The sequence below is a fragment of the Butyricicoccus pullicaecorum genome (assembly GCF_002160355.1).
Taxonomy (GTDB): domain Bacteria; phylum Bacillota; class Clostridia; order Oscillospirales; family Butyricicoccaceae; genus Butyricicoccus; species Butyricicoccus pullicaecorum.
This window is the reverse complement of sequence record NZ_NFKK01000009.1, coordinates 90,972-110,356: the sequence shown is the minus strand read 5'-3', so window position 1 is coordinate 110,356 and position 19,385 is coordinate 90,972. Positions and strand designations below refer to the sequence as shown.

Sequence of the window (19,385 nt, the reverse complement as noted above, 5' to 3'; positions counted from 1 at the left end):
GGGTTCGATCCCTACTGCCCCTGCCAAAATGGCCCGGTAGCTCAGTTGGTTAGAGCGCTAGCCTGTCACGCTAGAGGTCGTGGGTTCGAGCCCCATCCGGGTCGCCATTCTTTCTTTGGTGACAAACTGAATATGCTGTTGTAGCTCAGCAGGCAGAGCACTTCCTTGGTAAGGAAGAGGTCGACAGTTCGAATCTGTTCAACAGCTCCACAAGAGAAGCTCATAATGGGCTTCTCTTATTTTTTTACTATAACCAATCCGACGCAAGACACCATAGAAAGGAACGGTTTATTTTGGTAGGCAAAACACATTTGTGTGCAGGGGTATGTGCTGGAACAGCGTTTGCATTATGGGCTGATTTACCATTGGCACAGGCTGGAATTGCTGCTGCAGCCGGCCTGATCGGCGGTGTGATTCCTGATCTTGATCATAGAAAAAGTAAGGTCACGCAGAAAACAGGGTTATTTGGCTTTTTTTCCAGTCATTTATTAAAACACCGTGGTATTTTACATACTCCTATTATCTACATCATATTATCTGCAATATTAACGCTGTCTTTTGAGGACAGTCCCGTGATTCATGCGGCAATCTTTGGCGCGTTTGTGGGTGAATTGTCGCATTTGTTTTTGGATATGCTCAATCCGAGTGGCATTCCGTTGCTCTGGCCGATGACACGCAAGCGAATTTCGCTGCTGCCCATTCAGACCGGCGGCAAAATGGATCGTGCAATCGGCGTTCTGGCCTTATGCCTTGCCGCATGGTTCGCTTTCCAAATCCTCTTTTAATGTCTCCAAACAAAAAAGCCGCCCGTATTGAACAGGCGGCAAATGATCAGATGGGAAAAGTGCGGAAGGGGGAGAAACCGCACAGTCCCGTATCAGTGGTGAGCAGAGGGAACAAAAACGAGTCCGATGCGCTCCAGAATGCTCTGGGGCAGAACGGAAAGTGTGTGAATGAAGCGGGTACCCTGACCGCGCTCTGCAAAAAATCTATACAAACGATACATGAGAAATTCTCTCCTTTCGATGGTCTTATTATACCAACATCTTGCCAGGGAGATATCACGGAATCATGGACAGACCATGAACGATTTGTAAACATTGGATTGGGTGTATCGCTTGACAAAGGGCGAAAGAACGCATAGAATGGTGCAATAAGAGCAAGAACGTATCAATATGTCGAAAGGAGACGAAACCTTGTTTATTTTAACCTGCGCCTGCGGAAATGAACTGTATTGTTCCAACGAAGAATCCCGCACGGCTTGGCAATGTGAAATGTGCGGGCAATGGTACGATATGTTTGGTTATCCGACCAGTCAGCCGGCCGGCGAAATTGTGCCCGAGGGCGTGACCTGCATGACACAGGAAGATTTTTAAGCCGATGACCGGCACAAAAGATCATAAACATGGGAGATTGAGATGAATCCACAAAAAATTGCACTTTTGACCGATTCCTGCGCAGATATCCCTGCCGAGCTGTGCCGACAGTATGATATCTTTGTCCTGCCGCTGCGGCTGCTGTTTTCGGACGGTGAATATCTGGACGGACAGACCATTACAGCAGACGAAGTCTATGAGCGGCTGCCGCACGAGATTCCCACGACATCGCTGCCTGCCGGACAGTCGGTTGAGCAGATTTTTAACCAGATGATCGCCGCAGGCTATGAGAAGGTGCTTGCAGTCCATCTTTCTGCGGGACTGAGCGGTACCTATAATTTGGTTCGCCTGATGGGTGAGGACTGTGAAGCACTTGAGGTGCGCGCGTTCGACTCGGTCAGCGGCTCGCTGGGCATCGGCTTGACCTTGATTCAGGCTGCCCGCATGATCGAAAAGGGCTGCACTTGGGAACAACTCTTGCAGGCTGTACCCAAAATGCTGGCCGGTACCAAAGTATTTTTCTGTGTTGACACCCTGGAATACTTGCAGAAGGGTGGACGAATCGGAAAGATCACAGCGGTTGCGGGTTCCTTGCTGCAAATTAAACCTATTATCACATTTGCACCGACCGGTGAACTCATCAACGTCGCAAAAGGCCGTGGCCGCAAGGCTGCGCTGGATAAACTCATGGCGCTGTTCCGCGAGTCCTGCCCCAAAGATGGGGACTTTTTGGCAGCGGTTGTGGATGGCGGAATCCCGGAAGAAGGGGATGCGTTGCGTGATCAGCTCATGCCGACCCTGCCGGACGGTACTGAGGTCATTCGTGGTCAAATCGACTGCACCCTTGGCACTTATGTCGGCCCGCATCTGCTTGGCGCAGGTTTTCAGGTCATTCCGGACTGGAGAGCACTGTAACATGTTCGGGAAAAATCGGCTGTTTTTTAACGGTTCTGTTACCTGATTTTTGCTGAGCTTGTGGTATAATGGAATACGTACAGCAACATAGATTATATAGAAGGAGATACTGTATATGAAATGGAAAACAGGTGCGGCCTTGATGGTCGTGGTGCTGTTGATTGCCATGATCCCCGCAGCAGTCAGCGCACTGAAGACAGGCGGTCTGCCCTCGTTTGCGCCAAAGCCGGACAGTCACCAGCTGGTATTGCAGATCGATAACAGCGCGGCACTGAAAGACGGTGAGGTTGTAAACCTGGACGACGGCAAGGGCAATGCAATTACCCCGTATATTGATGAGAGCGGCAACATGCTGGTGCCGATCCGTCCGCTGGTAGAAGGTCTGGGCGGTTCGCTGGTGTTTGAAGACGAGACCTTCAAGATCACGATGGGTTCTAAGACCGTGGAGCTCGGTCAGGATGCGTACAGCATCGAGGGCGTAGACGGCGAAAGCCATACGCTCCCGGTCAAGCCCACCCGCAACGGCAACTCGTTCTACGTTCCCGGACGTGCGGTGACCGAGGCACTGGGTGGCCAGATCGCTTACTATCCTCCGGCAGAGGGCGGCTATGTCATCTGCGCAATCGGTGAGGTTGCAGAGGGCGATATGGATGCACTCAAGGCAACGGCACAGGAAAAGCTGGGCTATTCGGTACAGCAGTACCTGAAGGATTGCCTCGCAGTGCGTGACGGCTCCAGCTCTGTTATGCTCAACGGCGATACCGTACAGCTCGAGAGCAATGACAAGGTCAAGAAGGAAGAAGACGGCCTGTACTTCCCGGCAGAGTCGCTGTCCGAGATTTCCAGCGGCAGCCTGAAGTATGCAGACGGTGCAGTTACCAAGGATGGCAGTCGTCTGGATCTGGCAGTCAAGACCATTGATGACACCCAGTACGTCAAGATGAGCGACCTTGCAAGCGCACTCGGCAAGAATTACTGCGAACCGGCTGACGGTATGGCAGTACTGACCGGCTATGTACTGGATGGCCACAAGATGCAGATGGATGCCATCGCGGCACAGGCTTCCGGCCTGCCCAGCCTTGGCAACATTCCCAAGGCGGATGCTTATATCGCGCTGACCTTTGACGATGGCCCGACCGGCGGTTCGAGCGGTCTGACCGTCAAGCTGCTCGACGCGCTCAAGGAGCACAACGCGCATGCAACCTTCTTTATGTGCGGCTACCGCATCAAGGACTTCCACACCCACATGGATCGTTACCTGGGTGAAGGCCATGAGGTCGGCAACCACACCATGAACCACCCGATGAAGACGCTCAAGGGACAGAGCAGCTCGTTTGTACACGAGGAGGTAGACTCCAACACCGATCTGATCGAGTCTTATGTTGGACAGAAGCCCACGGTGATGCGTCCGGTCGGCGGTGCTTATGACGATAACGTCAAGCAGTGCATGAAGGAAAGCGGCCTGCCCATTGTCAACTGGAGCTTGGATACGCTGGACTGGAAGAACCGTGATGCAGACATCATTTACCAGAAGATCGTAGACAACGCACAGGATGGCGATATCGTGCTGATGCATGACCTGCGTCAGTGCACCGTAGATGGTGTCAGCCGTGCGATGGATACCCTGGCAGATCGCGGTTTTGCGTTTGTGACCGTCTCCGAACTGGCGGCGATCAAGGGCGTGACCATGGAACCGGGCGAAGTTTACACCGACTTCCGCGATGAGACCGTTGCAAAGCTCAAGGGCGAAAGCAGCACTTCGGAAGAAGCATAAAGACAAGGAAAGCCACGGCTGATGCCGTGGCTTTTTTGTCGCCCGTCAAGCGGTAAAAATCGTTTGCATGCGCACTTTATCCGGAAGCGGGCAGCTGTGGAGAGAAAATTTTGGAAACACTCACAATTACGAGCGGGACTTTGGATTTGTTATAATAATCCCTGCACGAAGAAGGGCAGTACGATTTGGTACTGTACTCCTCTGCCTGATCTTGTATTTTTTTAATAGAAAAAGGAGAAATATAACAATGCCTCAAAACAAGCGGGAAAGTCTGGTCTACTCGGTCATCATGTGCTTCTGTATGGTGCTGTGGATGAGTATTTACAATGTCGCACTTCAGCACGGCGGCCTGTCGCTGGAAGTTGTTCAGCAGGCATGGCTGGGATTCCCCATCGCCTACATTTTTGCCTTCTGCTGTGACTGGTTCTTTGTCTCCAAGCTGGCAAAGGGCGTCGCATTCGGCTTCCTGCTTCGTCCGGACAGCAGCGTGCGCCGTAAGGTCATCACCATTTCTTCCTGCATGGTTGTTCCCATGGTGCTCATTATGTCGCTGTATGGCGCAGGTGAGGGCTGCTTCCATACCGGTATGTGGTCGGGCATCTTTGTGCAGTGGCTGCACAATATTCCCTTTAACTTTATCATGGCGCTGCCGTTCCAGCTCATCATCGCTGGTCCGCTGGTTCGCTTTGTATTCCGCAAGGCGTTCCCGGTCGGCACCATTCTTGCATAAAATAAAAGACGCGGTTTTGGCCGCGTCTTTTTCGTTATCCACCGATCTGAAAACCGGGGAAGTATTTTTTGACAAAGGGAACATCGTGAACGGTAAAGGTCATGCCGTCCAGATCGGATAAAATGCCGCTGTCGGTCTGAAAATTGAAGGTCAGCTTGTAGGAGTAGAGCAGCTGGCTGGTCTCTCCATAGGGCTTGTTTTTGGCATTGGTACCGTATTTTCCGTCACCCAGCAGCGGATGACCGATTGCCGCCATCTGCGCACGAATCTGGTGGGTACGACCGGTCAGCAGAGTGCATTCAACCAGCGACAAACCGCCGCGGCTGGCAAGTACCTTATAGATGGTCTGCGCTGTCTTCGCACCCGGCATCGGACGGGTGAATACCTCGACCTGCTTTTTGGCCTCGTCTCGGCGCAGAAAATGGGTGATCTTACCCGAACGTACCTTGGGCGAGCCGTGTACCACGCACAGATAACGCTTTTGCAGCTCGTGGTTTTTGATCTTGTCATTCATAATGCGCAGCGCTTCGGCGTTCTTGGCCGCAATGACAATACCGCCGGTGTTGCGGTCGATGCGGTTGCACAGCGCCGGGACAAAGGATGCCTCATCCTTGGGATTCCATTGACCGGACTGCGCCAGATGTGCCTGAATGTGTGCGATCAGGGTGTCGGTGTCGCCGCGCTCATCGGCGTGCACCACCATGCCCGGCTGCTTGTCCGCAAGCAGGATGTTGTCATCCTCATACAAAACATGCACCCGCGGCGCGGTGATTTTTTCATAAGCCGCCTGCTCACTGGGTCTTTCAAAAAACTCATCATTGATGTATAATTGTAAGAGATCACCCTCGCACAGCTTGTACGCGGGCTCGGTTCGCTTGCCGTTGACCTTGATGCGCTTGAGACGCACATACTTGTGCATCAAGCCGCCGGGCAGGGCGGGAACCGCTTTCTCCAGAAATTTGTTCAGCCGCTGACCGCTGTCGTTTTTTTGAATGTGAAATTCTCTCAAAAGAGCGCCTCCTGTCGTATGCCGTAGTCTCTCGTCGTATCAATAGTATAAGCGATTGCGCGGCAAAAGAAAATATGTTTTTTTGTGATATTGCGGTTGACAAACGGGAAATGATTATAGTATACTGTTATATGTACCATGTGAGGTAGACATGAAGATTGATTTGAGAAAACTGGCACATAGCGATACGCTTCCGTTCTCCGGCACCATTGACCTGTCCGGGGAAGAGCTCTATGGCGCCAAGCCCTTTCAAAGCCCGGTCGTTTTTTCCGGCGAAGTCACCAGCCATCTGGACGTGCTCCGCTTGACCGGCGAAGTCAAGACAACGTATCATACCTGCTGCGCCAGATGCTTAAAGCCTCTGGAAATCCCGCTCTCGGCCGAAGTCGACGTGGTCCTCTCACGAGATCCGTCCGCTGAGGAAGAAGACGATGTATTCGTCGTCGAGGGCACCGAGTTTGAGGTCGAGGATGTTCTCGTCCCCGCGCTCATTCTGCAGGTTGACATGATCTATCTGTGCAGGGAAGACTGCAAAGGACTTTGTCCCTCCTGCGGCTGTGATCTCAACGAGTCCGTGTGCTCTTGTGGGTCGAAGCAGGTCGATCCGCGTATGGCGGTATTGGCCAAGCTGCTTGAAGGCAATGAGGGCCGGCAGGACTGACAGGCCGTATTCCGGAAACGGAAGCGACGGCGTGGACTGGTTTGCAAAAAACTTAGAACATAAAGTAGGAGGTGTTACCACATGGCAGTACCTAAGAGAAAGACGTCTAAAGCAAGACGTGATAAGAGACGTAACTCCCACTGGAAGCTTTCGCTCCCGGGCATGACCAAGTGCCCGAAGTGCGGTGAGTTCAAGCTCTCCCACAGAATGTGCAAGGCTTGCGGCTACTACAATGGCCGTGAGGTCGTTAAGACCGAAGCGTAAGCAAAAAAAGAGAAAAGTAGGGAAAGCGCAATGCTTTCTCTATTTTTTTGCCAAGAGAGCCGGAACGGCACCGGCCTGACCAATCAAAAGGGAGGAAAAAGCAAATGGCTTCCAAGATCGTATCGGTCGATCCGGGTTCCCCGGCAGAGCGCGCAGGCATCTGCGCAGGCGAGACCCTGCTGATGATCGACGGCGCAGCAGTACGCGACGTGCTGGATTATAAATTTTACGGCTATGATGCCCGCCTCACGCTCGAGCTGCTGGATGAGAACGGCCAGACGCGCACGGTGTCCGTTCGAAAGCAGGAGGGTGAGCCGCTCGGACTCAACTTCGAGCACTACCTGATGGATAAGATGAAGCGCTGCTCGAATAAGTGCGTTTTCTGCTTCATCGACCAGCTGCCAAAGGGCATGCGCGAGACGCTGTACGTCAAGGATGATGACGCGCGCATGTCTTTCCTGCTGGGCAACTATATCTCTATGACCAATCTGTCCGAGGCCGATGTAGACCGTATTCTGCGCATGCACATTTCGCCGGTCAATATCTCGGTACAGACCACAAACCCAGAACTGCGCGTCAAGATGCTGCAAAACCCCAAGGCGGGCGAGGCTCTCAAACTGCTGCCCCGGTTTGCCGAGGGTGGCATCACCATGAACTGCCAGCTGGTCATCTGCGAGGGCTTAAACGACGGCGACGAGCTGCGCCGTTCGCTTGCTGATCTGGAAGCGCTCTATCCAGCGGTCAATTCCATTTCGGTCGTTCCGTTCGGCATGACCGACCACCGCGACGGCCTGTATCCGCTCAAACCCATGACCTATGAGGGTGCATGTGAGATGCTGGATATCGTGGAATCGTTCGCGGCAAAGTGCTTGGAAAAGCACGGCACCCGTCTGGTCTGGTGCGGTGATGAGGTTTACCTCAAGGCTGGCCGTCCGCTGCCCGATGCCGATTATTATGAGGACTTTACCCAGTTTGAGAACGGTATCGGTATGCTGTCGCTGTTCTCTGAGGAATTCCGACTGGCGCTGTCCGACTACGAAGGCCAGAGTGCGCGTCCGTGCTGTATCGCGACCGGTATGGCAGCTGCACCGACCATGACCGCACTCATTGACGAAGCGCGTCGGGTATGCGATAATTTAACTGTACCTGTCTACGCGATCCAGAACGATTTTTTTGGCCATGGTGTCACGGTGGCCGGACTGATTACCGGTCAGGATCTGGTCGCACAGCTCAAGGGTAAGGATCTGGGCGAGCGGGTGCTGATCTCGGCCAATATGCTGCGCGACGGCGGCGACGTCTTCCTGGATGACATGACGCTTGCGCAGGCATCCGAGGCGCTCGGCGTGCCGGTACAGACCGTTGAGATCGACGGCGGTGCACTGGTCGATCAAATTTTTGCACAATAACCCCCTATTGCGATAAAGGAGGCGAAACGCCATGTCCAAACCAACTGTTGCGATCGTCGGCCGCCCGAACGTGGGCAAGTCCCAGCTGTTCAACCGACTGGCCGGCAAGCGCCTGTCCATTGTTGAGGACACCCCGGGTGTCACCCGTGACCGTCTGTATGCGGAATGTGAGTGGCGCGGCCGCGTGTTCTCGATCATCGACACCGGCGGTATCGAGCCGTCCAACGATAACGAGATCCTGAAGTTCATGCGCTTTCAGGCAGAGACCGCGATTCATCACGCGGATGTCATCATTTTCATCACCGACCTGCGCACAGGCGTGACCGCTTCGGACATGGACGTTGCAGCCATGCTCCAGCGCAGCGGCAAGCCGGTTGTGCTGGCGGTCAATAAGTGCGACAAGCCCGGCCAGCCCGAGCCCGAGTTCTACGAGTTCTATAACCTCGGCCTGGGTGAGCCGTTCGGCATTTCCGCACTGCACGGCTACGGCACGGGCGACCTGCTCGACGAAGCATTCCAGTACTTCCCGCCCGAGGAAGAGGACGACGAGGACGAGGGACGCATTCGCGTTGCACTCATCGGTAAGCCCAACGTCGGCAAATCCAGCCTGCTCAACCGTGTCCTCGGTGAGGAGCGCGTCATTGTATCCAATGTCGCCGGTACCACCCGCGACAGCGTAGACGCTAAGCTGGACAACCAGTACGGTAAATTTACCTTTATTGATACCGCAGGTATCCGCCGTAAGTCCAAGGTCGAGGAGAAGATCGAGAAATTCTCGGTCATGCGCTCGCTCATGGCAGTGGAACGCGCTGACGTGTGCGTCATTATGATTGACGCCACTGAGGGCGTAACCGAGCAGGATACCAAGGTTGCAGGTGAGGCGCATAACGCCGGCAAGGCCTGCATCATCGTGGTCAATAAGTGGGATCTGGTCGAGAAGGACGGCGGCACGATGAAGGAGTACACCCTGCGCGTGCGCGAGGGTCTGGCTTATATGCCGTACGCACCGGTGCTGTTCATCTCTGCCAAGACCGGACAGCGTGTCGATAAGATCTACGAGACCATCTGCCACGTTTACGAGCAGAACCATAAGCGTGTCCCGACCGGACAGCTTAACTCCATTTTGGCCGAGGCGACCGCGCGTGTGCAGCCGCCCACCGATAAGGGCCGCCGCCTGAAGATTTACTACATGACCCAGGCCGGTGTATGCCCGCCGACTTTTGTGTGCTTCTGCAACGATGCACGCCTGTTCCATTTCTCGTATCAGCGCTATCTAGAAAACCAGATCCGTGAGGTATTTGACCTGACCGGTACGCCGGTGCGTATGATCGTACGCCAGCGCGGCGATAAGGAATAAAAGTGGGGGAATGTGGTTATGATCCAATCACTGACACAGACACTGGGCACGGCAGGCTGCGCCATCGTCACCATGATTTGTGCTTATTTGCTGGGCTCGCTGAGTTTTGCGATCATTGTCTGTAAACTGACGCTCGGACGGGATATCCGCGACTACGGCAGCGGAAATGCCGGTCTGACCAATGCCTATCGCACGATGGGCGGCGCAAAGACCGGACTGGTTCTGTTGGGCGATCTGGCTAAGGCTGCGGCAGCACTGTCCATCGGTGGTGCGCTGCTCGGTCCGGGCGGCAAGCTGCTCGCGGGTGCGTTTGTCATCCTCGGACATGTCTATCCGCTCTATTTTGGATTCCGCGGTGGCAAGGGCGTGCTGGTCGGCGCAATGACACTGCTGCTGTTCGACTGGCGTATTTTCCTCGTCGCACTCGGACTGTTTATCATCGCGGTCGCACTGACGCGCTGGGTGTCGCTCGGCTCCATTCTGGGCGCCATCAGCTTCCCGTTCACCATGTACTATTTCTACCGCAGTCCGCTGTATACCGTGGTTGCGGTCATTCTGTCGGGCGCGGTCATCTATCTGCACCGCTCCAATATCAAGCGTATTTTAGCGGGTAAGGAAAACAAATTCACGCTGCATGGCAAGCCGCAGATTACGGGCGATGACCGAAAAGGAGAGAACGGTAAATGAAGATCACGGTTTATGGCGCAGGCAGCTGGGGCATTGCATTGTCGCTGGTGCTGGCGCATAACGGTCATCAGGTGACCACCTGGACGCATCGCGAGGAGCAGTGCAGACAGCTCCGGGAAACCCGTATGAATGCCAAGCTGCTGCCCGGTGTGCACATTCCCGAGCAGATTGCGCTGACAAGCGAGATCGATTGTGCACGCGATGCCGAGCTGGTCGTGCTGGCAGTACCCAGCTTTGCAGTCGCAGAGACCGCAGAGAAGGCCGCAGCCATCGTGCCCGCAGGCGTTCCCATTGTCAATGTCGGCAAGGGATTGGACGCAGCGCACGATTACTGCCGTTTTTCCGAGACCATCGACCGCGCATTTGGCGGACAGAATCCGGTGGTCGCCCTGACCGGCCCCACCCACGCAGAGGAAGTCGCACGCGGCATTCCGACAGCGATTCTTGCGGCATCAGCCAGCCGTTCGGCAGCCGAACTGTGTCAGGATGTGTTTATGAATGAGATATTCCGCGTGTATACCTCGTCCGACATCATCGGTGCAGAGATCGGCGGTGCGTTTAAGAACGTCATCGCACTGGCTGCCGGTATTGCTGATGGTCTGGGATTGGGAGATAACTCCAAGGCCGGATTGATGACCCGTGGACTGACCGAGATTGCACGTCTGGGCGTGACGCTGGGAGCCAAGCAGGAGACCTTTGCCGGTCTGTCCGGCATGGGTGACCTGATCGTTACCTGTACGTCCATGCACTCGCGCAACCGCCGTGCCGGTATCCTGATCGGCAAGGGCAAGAGTGTCCAGCAGGCCATGGAGGAGATCGGCGCGGTTGTCGAGGGATATTACGCGACCGAGGCCGGACATCACATGGCGCAGAAGACCGGCGTGTCTATGCCCATTACCAGTGAACTGTATCACGTGCTCTATGAGGGTGGCGATGTGCACCGCGGCATTGCGGCGCTCATGGGACGCTCCAAGAAGGACGAGCACGAGAGTGAGACCACCTGGCTGACCTGATATATCCCCCTGTTTTTCTGATGACACAATATACCCGGGACGTAAAGTCCCGGGTTTTTTCGTGCAAACGTGGCATAGAGTAAAGAGAAACCCCGCAAACAAGATTCCGGCGAACTTGTTGCGCTGGAGGTGCAAATGGGATATAATAAACCTGTATACCATTTTATCATTTCTGAAAAAGGAGGCTCTTCATGCAAGATATCATTGCTGCTTTGAAGCCTTATGAATCATATATCCGCATCCGGGAACACGAACCGATGGCACATCATACGACCTTCCGCATCGGCGGCCCGGCCGACCTGTTTTTGGACTGCGCTTCGGGTGCACCGCTCGAGGAAATCGTTCCGATCATTCGCGGCGCAGGCGTTCCGCTCTATGTCGTGGGACGCGGTTCCAACCTGCTGGTGCACGACGAGGGCGTGCGCGGTGTTGTGCTGTGTACGGCTGAGATGCACGAGATCACGGTCTCGGGCAGCACCATCCGCGCCGAGGCGGGTGCATCGCTGTTTTCCATCGCATCGTGCGCTCTGCGTCAGGGATTGGGCGGCGCAGAGTTTGCCGCAGGTATCCCGGGTACGCTGGGCGGTGCGGTCTTTATGAACGCAGGCGCTTACGGCGGCCAGATGGATGACATTGTGGTGCGCACGCGCTATCTGGACGGTGAGGGGAAGATTGGGACAATCGAGGGGGATGCGCACCAGTTCGGCTACCGCGAGAGCGTGTTCAAGTCCCATCCGGACTGGATCGTGCTGTCGTCCGAGCTGCGCCTGTCGCCCGACTCTGCCGACGTGATCCGCGAAAAAATGCAGGATTACGCCCAGCGCCGTCGGGACAAACAGCCGCTTGAATTTCCGTCCGCCGGATCGACCTTTAAGCGCCCGGAAGGATACTTTGCGGGTAAGCTGATTCAGGACAGCGGACTGATGGGATATACCGTGGGGGGCGCGCAGGTTTCGGAAAAGCATGCTGGTTTTCTCATCAATCGCGGCGGCGCAACCTGTGCGGATATGCTGGCGCTGATCGAGCATGTCCAGCAGACGGTTTTGAAAAATTTTGGCGTCGAACTTCACTGTGAGGTTCGGCTGGTCTGACCAAAGGGGGTCATTATTGTGCATTTTCTCATTGTAACGGGTATGTCTGGCGCGGGTAAGAGCCGCGCTGTGGCTGTGCTCGAGGACTTGGGCTATTACTGCGTGGATAACCTACCCATTCCACTGATTCCGAAGTTTGCGGAGATCTGCCTGGCTGCAACCGAGCAGTATGACAAGGTTGCGCTGGTCACCGACGTGCGCGCGGGTGATAGCTTCAGTAAACTGTTCACGTCGCTTGACAGCATCCGCAGCATGGGCTGTGACTATCGCATCCTGTATCTGGATACGGCAACGCAGACGCTGATCACGCGCTATAAGGAGACGCGCCGTAAGCATCCGCTGATGAACGAGGGCCTGAGCCTAGCCGAGGCCATCGACCGCGAACGCGACCGTCTGGAAGCCGTGCGCGGCCGTGCGGATTACGTCGTAGACACCACAAAACTGACGGCTGCCGGACTGCGCGAGCACCTGGTGCGCCTGTTTGCAGGTACGGACAGCGGACAGGTCTTCCAGATCATTGTCGAGTCGTTTGGCTTTAAGCACGGTATTCCGACCGAGGCTGATCTGGTGTTTGACGTGCGTTTTCTGCCCAATCCGTACTATGAGATCAGCCTGCGCGAACATAACGGCACCGAACCGGCTGTACGGGACTACGTGTTCCAGGGCGGCACGGCGGATGCCTTGATGATGCACCTCAACTCGCTGATGGATTTCCTGATTCCGCGATACATTTCCGAGGGCAAGACCTCGGTTGTGGTCTGCATCGGCTGCACGGGCGGCAAGCATCGCTCGGTTGCCATCACCGAGGCACTGGCGGCACATCTGCGCGCCGAAGGCAATAAGAACCTGACCGTAGTGCATCGGGACTATCAGCGTGCTTGACCGGTCACCGCGCCAAGGAGGGCGACTATGCTGACCTTTTCTGCAAGAACCAAAAATGAACTGTGTCGTGCACCGGCTGGACGAGCCTGCTGCCGCACAGCCGAGCTGTATGGCATGCTGCTCTTCGGCGCGGCATTTTCCTGCCGGGAAATTCGTCTGGTGAGTGAACAGCCGTCCATTATCCGGCGTGCAGCAATGCTGCTGAACAAGGTGTGCGGCGTGTCCGCGCAGCCGGTGTCGGTCGGACGGCGCAAGGTCATCCAGCTGACCGAGCCGAGCGAGATTGCGGCAGTCATGGAACACATGGGCTATGACTTCCGCAGCTATATCACCTATCACTTGAACCGCAATGTGATTGAAAACGATTGCTGTGCCGCAGCGTTTGTGCGCGGCATGTTTTTGATGGCGGGCAGCGTCGCCGGGCCGGATAAAAAGAGTCATCTGGAGATCAAGACCGGACACGCTATTTTAGGGCGTGAGGTCATGAGTCTGCTGCTTGATCTGGAGCTCATGCCCAAGATGATCGAGCGCCGGTCGACCTGGCTGCTGTACTGGAAGAACACCGCACAGGTCGAGGATTTTCTGACCCTCATCGGCGCACGGCATGCCGCTTTGGCGATTATGGAAGCCAAGGTGGAAAAGCAGCTGCGCGGAGAGATCAACCGTAAGGTCAACTGTGAGACTGCCAATCTGATTAAGATTACGAGCGCATCCACCAAGCAGATTTCGGCCATCGAGAAGGCATTGGCAATCGGCGGCATTGAGATTTTCCCGGAAAATCTGCGTCAGACCGTCGACCTGCGCGTCGCCAATCCGACCGCCAGCCTGGCCGAGCTTGCGGCTAAGTTTGACCCGCCAATCTCCAAGCCCGGTCTGAGTCACCGGCTGGGACGAATCATGGAGATTGCCATGCATGTCATTGACTCGGAATAAAAGGAGGGAATGCCGATTTGGAAAATTTCGCACATCTGCACGTACATACCGAATATAGCCTGCTCGACGGCGCATGCCGGATCGAGAAGCTGATGGATCATGTCGCCGAACTGGGACAGACCGCGGTTGCAATGACCGACCACGGTGTCATGTACGGCGCCATTGATTTTTATAGAGCTGCCAAGGCGCGCGGCATTCACCCGGTCATCGGCTGTGAGGTCTACGTCACGCCGGGCTCGCGCTTTGAGCGCGGTTACGCCCAGGGACAGTGGCATAGGCATTTGATTTTGCTGTGTGAGAACATGGAGGGCTACCGCAACCTCATTCACATGGTCAGCCTGAGTTTTTCCGAGGGCTTTTATGTCCGCCCCCGTGTCGATCTCGACCTGCTGCGCAAGCACAGCAAGGGACTCATCTGCCTGTCGGCCTGTCTGGCCGGTTCCATTCCGCAGGCATTGATGAATGGCGACTATGAGGGCGCCAAAAGACAGGCACTCGAGTTCCGTGAGATTTTCGGAGAGAATAATTTCTTTCTGGAAATTCAAGATCATGGCATCGAGGCACAGAAAGAAGTCAATATGGGTCTGTACCGCCTGTCGGACGAGACCGGCATTCCGCTGGTTGCGACCAATGACGCGCACTATCTGACCCGTGAAGATGCCCGCATTCAGGATGTGCTGATGGCCATTCAGATGGGCAAGACGGTGGACGACCCCACCCGCATGAAGTTTGAGACGAGCGAGTTTTACATCAAGTCGGAAGAGGAGATGTTTGCGCTTTTTCCGACTCACCCGGATGCCATTACGCGCACGGTCGAGATTGCAAACCGCTGTCAGGTAGAATTCGAGTTCGGAAAATATCACCTGCCTCAATTTGACGTACCGGACGGATATACCGCACGGGAATATCTGGATAAGCTGTGTCTGGAAGGCCTGCACGAGCGATACCCGGACGACGACGGCACGGTGCGTGAGCGACTGGACTATGAGATCAACATGATCGACAAGATGGGCTTTGTCGATTACTTCCTCATCGTCTCGGACTTTATCCATTACGCCAAGCGCAACGGTATCCCGGTCGGCCCCGGACGTGGTTCGGCGGCGGGTTCTATTGTATCTTACTGCTTGGGCATTACCGACCTTGACCCGATTAAGTATTCGCTGTACTTCGAACGTTTTCTCAATCCGGAACGCGTGTCCATGCCTGATATCGACGTCGACTTCTGCTATGTGCGCCGTCCCGAGGTCATCGAGTACGTAACTCGAAAGTATGGCGCCGACCACGTCGCGCAGATCGTCACCTTTGGTACCATGGCAGCCCGCGCAGCCATCCGCGATGTCGGACGTGCCCTGTCCATTCCGTACAATGAGGCCGACGCGGTTGCTAAACAGGTGCCGATGGAATTGCACATCACCATTGACCGTGCACTGACCATCAACCCGGAACTTAAGAAGATGTATGACAGCAACCCGACGGTCAAGAATCTGATCGACACCGCACGGGCGCTCGAGGGCATGCCGCGTCATGCATCCACCCATGCGGCAGGCGTGGTCATCACCAAAGACCCGGTTGACACCTATGTACCGCTGGCGCGCAACGATGAGCAGATGGTGACCCAGTTCACCATGACCACGCTCGAAGAGCTGGGTCTGCTCAAAATGGACTTTCTGGGTCTGCGCAATCTGACGGTTATCGCGGACGCTGAGAAGATGATTCGCCGTCATACACCAGATTTTTCTATCGAGAAGGTATCCGACCACGACGCGGCGACCTTCCAGATGCTCGGTCAGGGACGCACCATGGGTGTGTTCCAGCTCGAGTCGGCTGGCATTACCAACGTCGTAACCGGACTGCGCCCGCAGTCGATCGAAGATATCACCGCAGTCGTTGCCCTGTACCGACCGGGCCCGATGCAGTCCATCCCGCGCTATATCGAGTGCCGTCACCATCCCGAGAAGGTGCGCTATAAGCATCCTCTGCTTGAACCCATCCTGTCGGTCACCTACGGATGTATGGTCTATCAGGAACAGGTTATGGAGGCGTTCCGTAAGCTGGCCGGGTACTCGCTGGGCAAGGCAGATATGGTGCGCCGCGCGATGAGTAAGAAGAAGTTCAAGGAGCTGGAAAAGGAGCGCGTGAGCTTCATTTACGGCAATCCGGACGAGGGCATCGACGGTGCGATCGCACGCGGTGTGCCCGAGCAGACCGCAGCAGAGATCTTTGACGAGATCATGGACTTTGCAAACTACGCCTTCAATAAGGCGCATGCGGTGTGCTATGCGGTTGTATCCTACCGTACCGCTTATCTGAAATGTCACTATCCGCGCGAATATCTGGCAGCGCTGCTGACCTCGGTACTTGACGTGCCGGGTAAGATCTCGGAGTACATTGCCGAGGCCAAGGAGATGGGCATTCGTGTTCTGCCGCCCGATGTCAACAGCTCGGAGGATGGCTTCTCGGTATCCGGCGAGGATATCCGTTTTGGCCTGGCTGCGATTAAGAACGTCGGACGTGCCTTTATGCGCCAGCTGGTCGAAGAACGACAGGCGAACGGCCCGTATGCATCGCTCATGGACTTCTGTGAGCGCCTGTACGATAAGGACTTAAACCGCCGTGCGTTGGAGAGCATGATTCAGGCGGGTGCGTTTGACTCCATGGGCTTCCACCGCAGCCAGATGCTGGCTGTATACGAGCGGGTGGTGGACGCAGTCGCCAATGAACGGCGCAAGAACGTCGAGGGACAGCTTGACCTGTTCGGTATGGGCGTTGAGAACGTGCAGGACGAGGAGATCGCCATGCCCAACCTGCCCGAGATGGGCAAAAAAGAGCTGTTGGCGCTGGAAAAGCAGACCACCGGCCTGTATCTGTCCGGTCATCCGATGGATGCCTATGAATCGCTTGCCAAGCGGGCGAATGCGGCCAAGATTCGCGCGATTGCGGATGATCTCATGCCGGACGCCGAGCAGCCCAAGTATAAGGATGGCATGTACGTCAATCTGGCCTGTGTTGTGTCGGCTGTCAAGCTGAAATCCACCAAATCGGGCAGCATGATGGCGTACGCGACCGTCGAAGATATGACCGGTATGATGGAACTGGTGGTCTTCCCGAATGCCTTGCAGCAGTTTGGCATGTATCTGAAGGAAGACGAGGCCGTTTTGATCAATGGACGTATTGACGCACGCGAAGATGAAGCACCCAAGCTGATCGTACAGTCGGCAGCGCCGCTGAGCGAGGAGAGCGTAAGCGCACTCGAATCCAAGGAACTGGCGAAAAAGCCCACCCTGACCGGTCAGCAGGCATTGGCAAAGGCTGGACAGCGCCTGTATTTGCGTCTGCCTGAACTGTCGGGCGAGCAGTTTGAACAGGTCAAACGATTTTTGGCCAAGCAGCCGGGTGAGATTCCGGTCGTCCTGTGCCTGACTTCGGGCGGGAAGCCGCGTCTTGCACCGCGCAGTCTGTGGTGTGCCGGTAATTTGCAGCTCATGCAGAACTTGCGCTTTTTGCTGGGCAATGAAAATGTTATTTTGAAGTGACCCATCCCCGTGAGAAAAAAATTTATGAGTTTTCTTCGTGACACGAGATTGACCAACTTTCTGGAAAAATCGCAGGCAGAGTATGCGCCAAAATGGATGCACGTGTTAGGCATTGTATGTTTGACCGCGTTGTCGGTACTTGCGGTTGCTGCACTGGCAGCGCTCCTGCTCGACGCATCAACCGGTAGATTGGAACGGGTCTGGTATGTGGCCCTGATTGTACTGGTTTTATGGTATGATGTTGGATTCTTCAGAAAAACGCTGAGACGATCTAAGAGGAATAGCCGGTGAGATTTTTAATTGAGATGATGTTATCTGTGTTCCTGGAAGGGTCGCAGTATGAAAAGATGCCCAAGTGGATTCGGGTGCTGGGACTGCTTCTTCTGACTGCGCTGGTTGCGCTTTCGGTGTTTGCGCTGTCTGCCGTGTTGCTTCATGCTGAACAAGGTGTTTCCAGACGGTTTATATGCCTGATGTTGATGGCGGCCATTCTGTGGTATTATATTGATGTTTTGAAAAACTTCGTTCGGCGCACAAAAAGGTAAATATGTCCACAATACGCGTACATTGACATAACATCTGAGGGAAGTGTCTTGTACTTTGATATGAAAACTGCTATAATATATATAAATCTGCGGTATTTTTTTGCTGACCGCAGGGTGAGGGAAGAATAGCAAATATCAAGAATTAAGATTCTTTTCAGGAGGCGTAGTTATGGAACAGAAACCGATCCGAAGAATTGGCGTGCTGACCAGCGGCGGCGACGCACCCGGCATGAATGCCGTTATCCGTGCAGTCGTTCGTACCGCAGCTGCACATGGAATTTCCGTTTTGGGTATTCGCCGCGGTTACAGCGGACTGATCAACGGTGATATCATTGAGCTTGCAGCACGCTCTGTCGATGGCATCAGCCGTAAGGGTGGTACCATGCTGTATACCGCACGCTGTAAGGAAATGCTGACCGAGGAAGGCCTGCAAAAGGCAGCCGACACCTGTAAGTATCTGGGCATTGACGGCCTGATCTGTGTCGGTGGTGACGGTACGTTCCGTGGCGCGCTGGCGCTGTCCCGTCTGGGTGTACCGTGCATCGGTATTCCGGGTACGATCGATAACGATATCGGCTGCTCGGAGTACACCATCGGCTTTGATACCGCGTGCAATACTGCGCTTGACTGTATCGATAAGCTGCGTGATACCATGCAGTCGCATGAACGCTGCTCGGTTGTAGAGGTTATGGGCCGTCATGCCGGCCATCTGGCACTGAATGTAGGCTGTGCCTGCGGTGCAACTGCGATTCTGCTGCCCGAGCGTGAAATTGATTTTGAGACCGATGTCATTGAGAAGATGCGCATGGGCCGTATCAAGGGCAGAAACCATCATATTATCATCGTCGCAGAGGGCTACGGCTCGGCACAGGTTGTCGCTGACCGCATCCATGACGCGACCGGTATCGATACCCGTCTGACCATTCTTGGCCATATCCAGCGCGGCGGTTCTCCGACCTCGCAGGATCGTGTGATGGGTACCCGTATGGGCTATGCCGCAGTGATCGCACTGGAAGAAGGCAAGAGCAAGCGTGTCGTTGCACTGAGAAGCGGCAGCGTCATCGATATCGATATCGAGGAAGCGCTCAGCCAGACCAAGGATCTCAATCAGTGCCTGTTTGAGGCACAGACCACGGTTGCGATCTAAGCCGAAGCAAAGTGGAATACCGACGGACAGGGCAAACCTGTCCGTCTTTTTTTGGAACAGGA

19 protein-coding genes and 2 tRNA genes are annotated in these 19,385 nt (G+C 55.0%); 19 read left to right on the top strand and 2 right to left on the bottom strand.

What is annotated here, in order from left to right; all coding sequences use genetic code 11:
- Positions 1 to 30 precede the first annotated feature (30 nt).
- The 3 genes from B5F17_RS08950 to B5F17_RS08940 all read left to right on the top strand — a co-directional run bounded on the left by B5F17_RS08950 (position 31) and on the right by B5F17_RS08940 (position 785).
- Positions 31 to 107 (top strand) — tRNA-Asp (locus tag B5F17_RS08950).
- A 27-nt stretch (positions 108 to 134) separates the two neighbouring features.
- Positions 135 to 210, top strand: a tRNA-Thr gene (locus B5F17_RS08945).
- An 83-nt stretch (positions 211 to 293) separates the two neighbouring features.
- On the top strand, positions 294 to 785 hold the full coding sequence (locus tag B5F17_RS08940) for a metal-dependent hydrolase (RefSeq protein ID WP_162608135.1): 492 nt from the start codon (positions 294 to 296) through the stop codon (positions 783 to 785).
- Positions 786 to 877: 92 nt separating this feature from the next.
- Here the strand turns inward: B5F17_RS08940 and B5F17_RS15235 are convergent, their stop codons facing one another.
- Positions 878 to 1,006, bottom strand: coding sequence for a hypothetical protein (locus B5F17_RS15235; protein ID WP_016146317.1), 129 nt, complete (start codon positions 1,004 to 1,006; stop codon positions 878 to 880).
- A 190-nt stretch (positions 1,007 to 1,196) separates the two neighbouring features.
- Here B5F17_RS15235 and B5F17_RS08935 point away from each other — a divergent pair, with 190 nt between their 5' ends.
- From B5F17_RS08935 to B5F17_RS08920, 4 genes are all read left to right on the top strand, one after another.
- Complete coding sequence (locus B5F17_RS08935) at positions 1,197 to 1,376, top strand: hypothetical protein (RefSeq protein ID WP_016146318.1); 180 nt, start codon at positions 1,197 to 1,199, stop codon at positions 1,374 to 1,376.
- Positions 1,377 to 1,418: 42 nt separating this feature from the next.
- A complete protein-coding gene (locus B5F17_RS08930; RefSeq protein WP_087373169.1) occupies positions 1,419 to 2,291 on the top strand; it encodes a DegV family protein in 873 nt (290 codons plus the stop codon).
- A 115-nt stretch (positions 2,292 to 2,406) separates the two neighbouring features.
- The gene (locus B5F17_RS08925; protein ID WP_087373167.1) at positions 2,407 to 4,065 is read left to right on the top strand and encodes a polysaccharide deacetylase family protein; all 1,659 of its coding nucleotides are present in this window, start codon (positions 2,407 to 2,409) and stop codon (positions 4,063 to 4,065) included.
- A gap of 247 nt (positions 4,066 to 4,312) precedes the next feature.
- Positions 4,313 to 4,795 carry a DUF2798 domain-containing protein gene (locus tag B5F17_RS08920; protein WP_087373164.1) on the top strand — a complete coding sequence of 161 codons (483 nt, stop codon included), beginning with the start codon at positions 4,313 to 4,315 and terminating at the stop codon, positions 4,793 to 4,795.
- Between the two features lie 34 nt (positions 4,796 to 4,829).
- On the opposite strand, the gene B5F17_RS08915 is transcribed toward B5F17_RS08920, so the two are convergent.
- Positions 4,830 to 5,804, bottom strand: a complete 975-nt coding sequence (locus B5F17_RS08915) for an RluA family pseudouridine synthase (RefSeq protein WP_087373161.1) — start codon at positions 5,802 to 5,804, stop codon at positions 4,830 to 4,832.
- 151 nt (positions 5,805 to 5,955) lie between these two features.
- Between B5F17_RS08915 and B5F17_RS08910 the strand changes: the two genes are divergently transcribed.
- The 12 genes from B5F17_RS08910 to pfkA all read left to right on the top strand — a co-directional run bounded on the left by B5F17_RS08910 (position 5,956) and on the right by pfkA (position 19,323).
- On the top strand, positions 5,956 to 6,465 hold the full coding sequence (locus B5F17_RS08910; RefSeq protein ID WP_087373156.1) for a YceD family protein: 510 nt from the start codon (positions 5,956 to 5,958) through the stop codon (positions 6,463 to 6,465).
- Positions 6,466 to 6,546: 81 nt separating this feature from the next.
- The gene (gene rpmF, locus B5F17_RS08905; RefSeq protein ID WP_016146324.1) at positions 6,547 to 6,729 is read left to right on the top strand and encodes a 50S ribosomal protein L32; all 183 of its coding nucleotides are present in this window, start codon (positions 6,547 to 6,549) and stop codon (positions 6,727 to 6,729) included.
- Between the two features lie 104 nt (positions 6,730 to 6,833).
- A complete protein-coding gene (locus tag B5F17_RS08900; RefSeq protein WP_087373153.1) occupies positions 6,834 to 8,135 on the top strand; it encodes a DUF512 domain-containing protein in 1,302 nt (433 codons plus the stop codon).
- Positions 8,136 to 8,166: 31 nt separating this feature from the next.
- Entirely contained in the window at positions 8,167 to 9,492 is a 1,326-nt protein-coding gene (der, locus tag B5F17_RS08895) for a ribosome biogenesis GTPase Der (RefSeq protein ID WP_016146326.1), read from the top strand.
- 18 nt (positions 9,493 to 9,510) lie between these two features.
- Entirely contained in the window at positions 9,511 to 10,179 is a 669-nt protein-coding gene (plsY, locus tag B5F17_RS08890) for a glycerol-3-phosphate 1-O-acyltransferase PlsY (RefSeq protein ID WP_087373150.1), read from the top strand.
- A complete protein-coding gene (locus tag B5F17_RS08885; protein WP_087373146.1) occupies positions 10,176 to 11,192 on the top strand; it encodes an NAD(P)H-dependent glycerol-3-phosphate dehydrogenase in 1,017 nt (338 codons plus the stop codon). The genes plsY and B5F17_RS08885 overlap by 4 nt, the downstream gene beginning before the upstream one ends.
- A 191-nt stretch (positions 11,193 to 11,383) precedes the next feature.
- Positions 11,384 to 12,283: a UDP-N-acetylmuramate dehydrogenase gene (gene murB / locus B5F17_RS08880; protein WP_087373143.1), complete on the top strand. Its 900-nt coding sequence runs from the start codon at positions 11,384 to 11,386 to the stop codon at positions 12,281 to 12,283.
- 18 nt (positions 12,284 to 12,301) lie between these two features.
- Positions 12,302 to 13,165 (top strand): RNase adapter RapZ, encoded by an 864-nt coding sequence (rapZ, locus tag B5F17_RS08875; RefSeq protein ID WP_016146330.1) that lies wholly within the window; start codon positions 12,302 to 12,304, stop codon positions 13,163 to 13,165.
- Between the two features lie 27 nt (positions 13,166 to 13,192).
- Positions 13,193 to 14,098 carry a DNA-binding protein WhiA gene (gene whiA, locus B5F17_RS08870; RefSeq protein ID WP_087373141.1) on the top strand — a complete coding sequence of 302 codons (906 nt, stop codon included), beginning with the start codon at positions 13,193 to 13,195 and terminating at the stop codon, positions 14,096 to 14,098.
- Between the two features lie 17 nt (positions 14,099 to 14,115).
- The gene (locus B5F17_RS08865) at positions 14,116 to 17,631 is read left to right on the top strand and encodes a DNA polymerase III subunit alpha (RefSeq protein ID WP_087373139.1); all 3,516 of its coding nucleotides are present in this window, start codon (positions 14,116 to 14,118) and stop codon (positions 17,629 to 17,631) included.
- Positions 17,632 to 17,918: 287 nt separating this feature from the next.
- Positions 17,919 to 18,176 carry a hypothetical protein gene (locus B5F17_RS08855; RefSeq protein WP_087373132.1) on the top strand — a complete coding sequence of 86 codons (258 nt, stop codon included), beginning with the start codon at positions 17,919 to 17,921 and terminating at the stop codon, positions 18,174 to 18,176.
- 169 nt (positions 18,177 to 18,345) lie between these two features.
- On the top strand, positions 18,346 to 19,323 hold the full coding sequence (gene pfkA / locus B5F17_RS08850; RefSeq protein WP_016146335.1) for a 6-phosphofructokinase: 978 nt from the start codon (positions 18,346 to 18,348) through the stop codon (positions 19,321 to 19,323).
- The last annotated feature ends 62 nt before the right edge of the window (positions 19,324 to 19,385 follow it).

Excerpts from the sequence above, each read along its gene's own strand:
- B5F17_RS08910 (WP_087373156.1), top strand. The coding sequence starts at position 5,956 with ATGAAGATTGATTTGAGAAAACTGGCACATAGCGATACGCTTCCGTTC.
- B5F17_RS08900 (WP_087373153.1), top strand. The coding sequence starts at position 6,834 with ATGGCTTCCAAGATCGTATCGGTCGATCCGGGTTCCCCGGCAGAGCGC.
- murB (WP_087373143.1), top strand. The coding sequence starts at position 11,384 with ATGCAAGATATCATTGCTGCTTTGAAGCCTTATGAATCATATATCCGC.
- B5F17_RS15235 (WP_016146317.1), bottom strand. The coding sequence starts at position 1,006 with ATGTATCGTTTGTATAGATTTTTTGCAGAGCGCGGTCAGGGTACCCGC.
- der (WP_016146326.1), top strand. The coding sequence starts at position 8,167 with ATGTCCAAACCAACTGTTGCGATCGTCGGCCGCCCGAACGTGGGCAAG.
- B5F17_RS08930 (WP_087373169.1), top strand. The coding sequence starts at position 1,419 with ATGAATCCACAAAAAATTGCACTTTTGACCGATTCCTGCGCAGATATC.
- B5F17_RS08925 (WP_087373167.1), top strand. The coding sequence starts at position 2,407 with ATGAAATGGAAAACAGGTGCGGCCTTGATGGTCGTGGTGCTGTTGATT.
- whiA (WP_087373141.1), top strand. The coding sequence starts at position 13,193 with ATGCTGACCTTTTCTGCAAGAACCAAAAATGAACTGTGTCGTGCACCG.
- plsY (WP_087373150.1), top strand. The coding sequence starts at position 9,511 with ATGATCCAATCACTGACACAGACACTGGGCACGGCAGGCTGCGCCATC.
- B5F17_RS08885 (WP_087373146.1), top strand. The coding sequence starts at position 10,176 with ATGAAGATCACGGTTTATGGCGCAGGCAGCTGGGGCATTGCATTGTCG.
- rpmF (WP_016146324.1), top strand. The coding sequence starts at position 6,547 with ATGGCAGTACCTAAGAGAAAGACGTCTAAAGCAAGACGTGATAAGAGA.
- pfkA (WP_016146335.1), top strand. The coding sequence starts at position 18,346 with ATGGAACAGAAACCGATCCGAAGAATTGGCGTGCTGACCAGCGGCGGC.
- B5F17_RS08920 (WP_087373164.1), top strand. The coding sequence starts at position 4,313 with ATGCCTCAAAACAAGCGGGAAAGTCTGGTCTACTCGGTCATCATGTGC.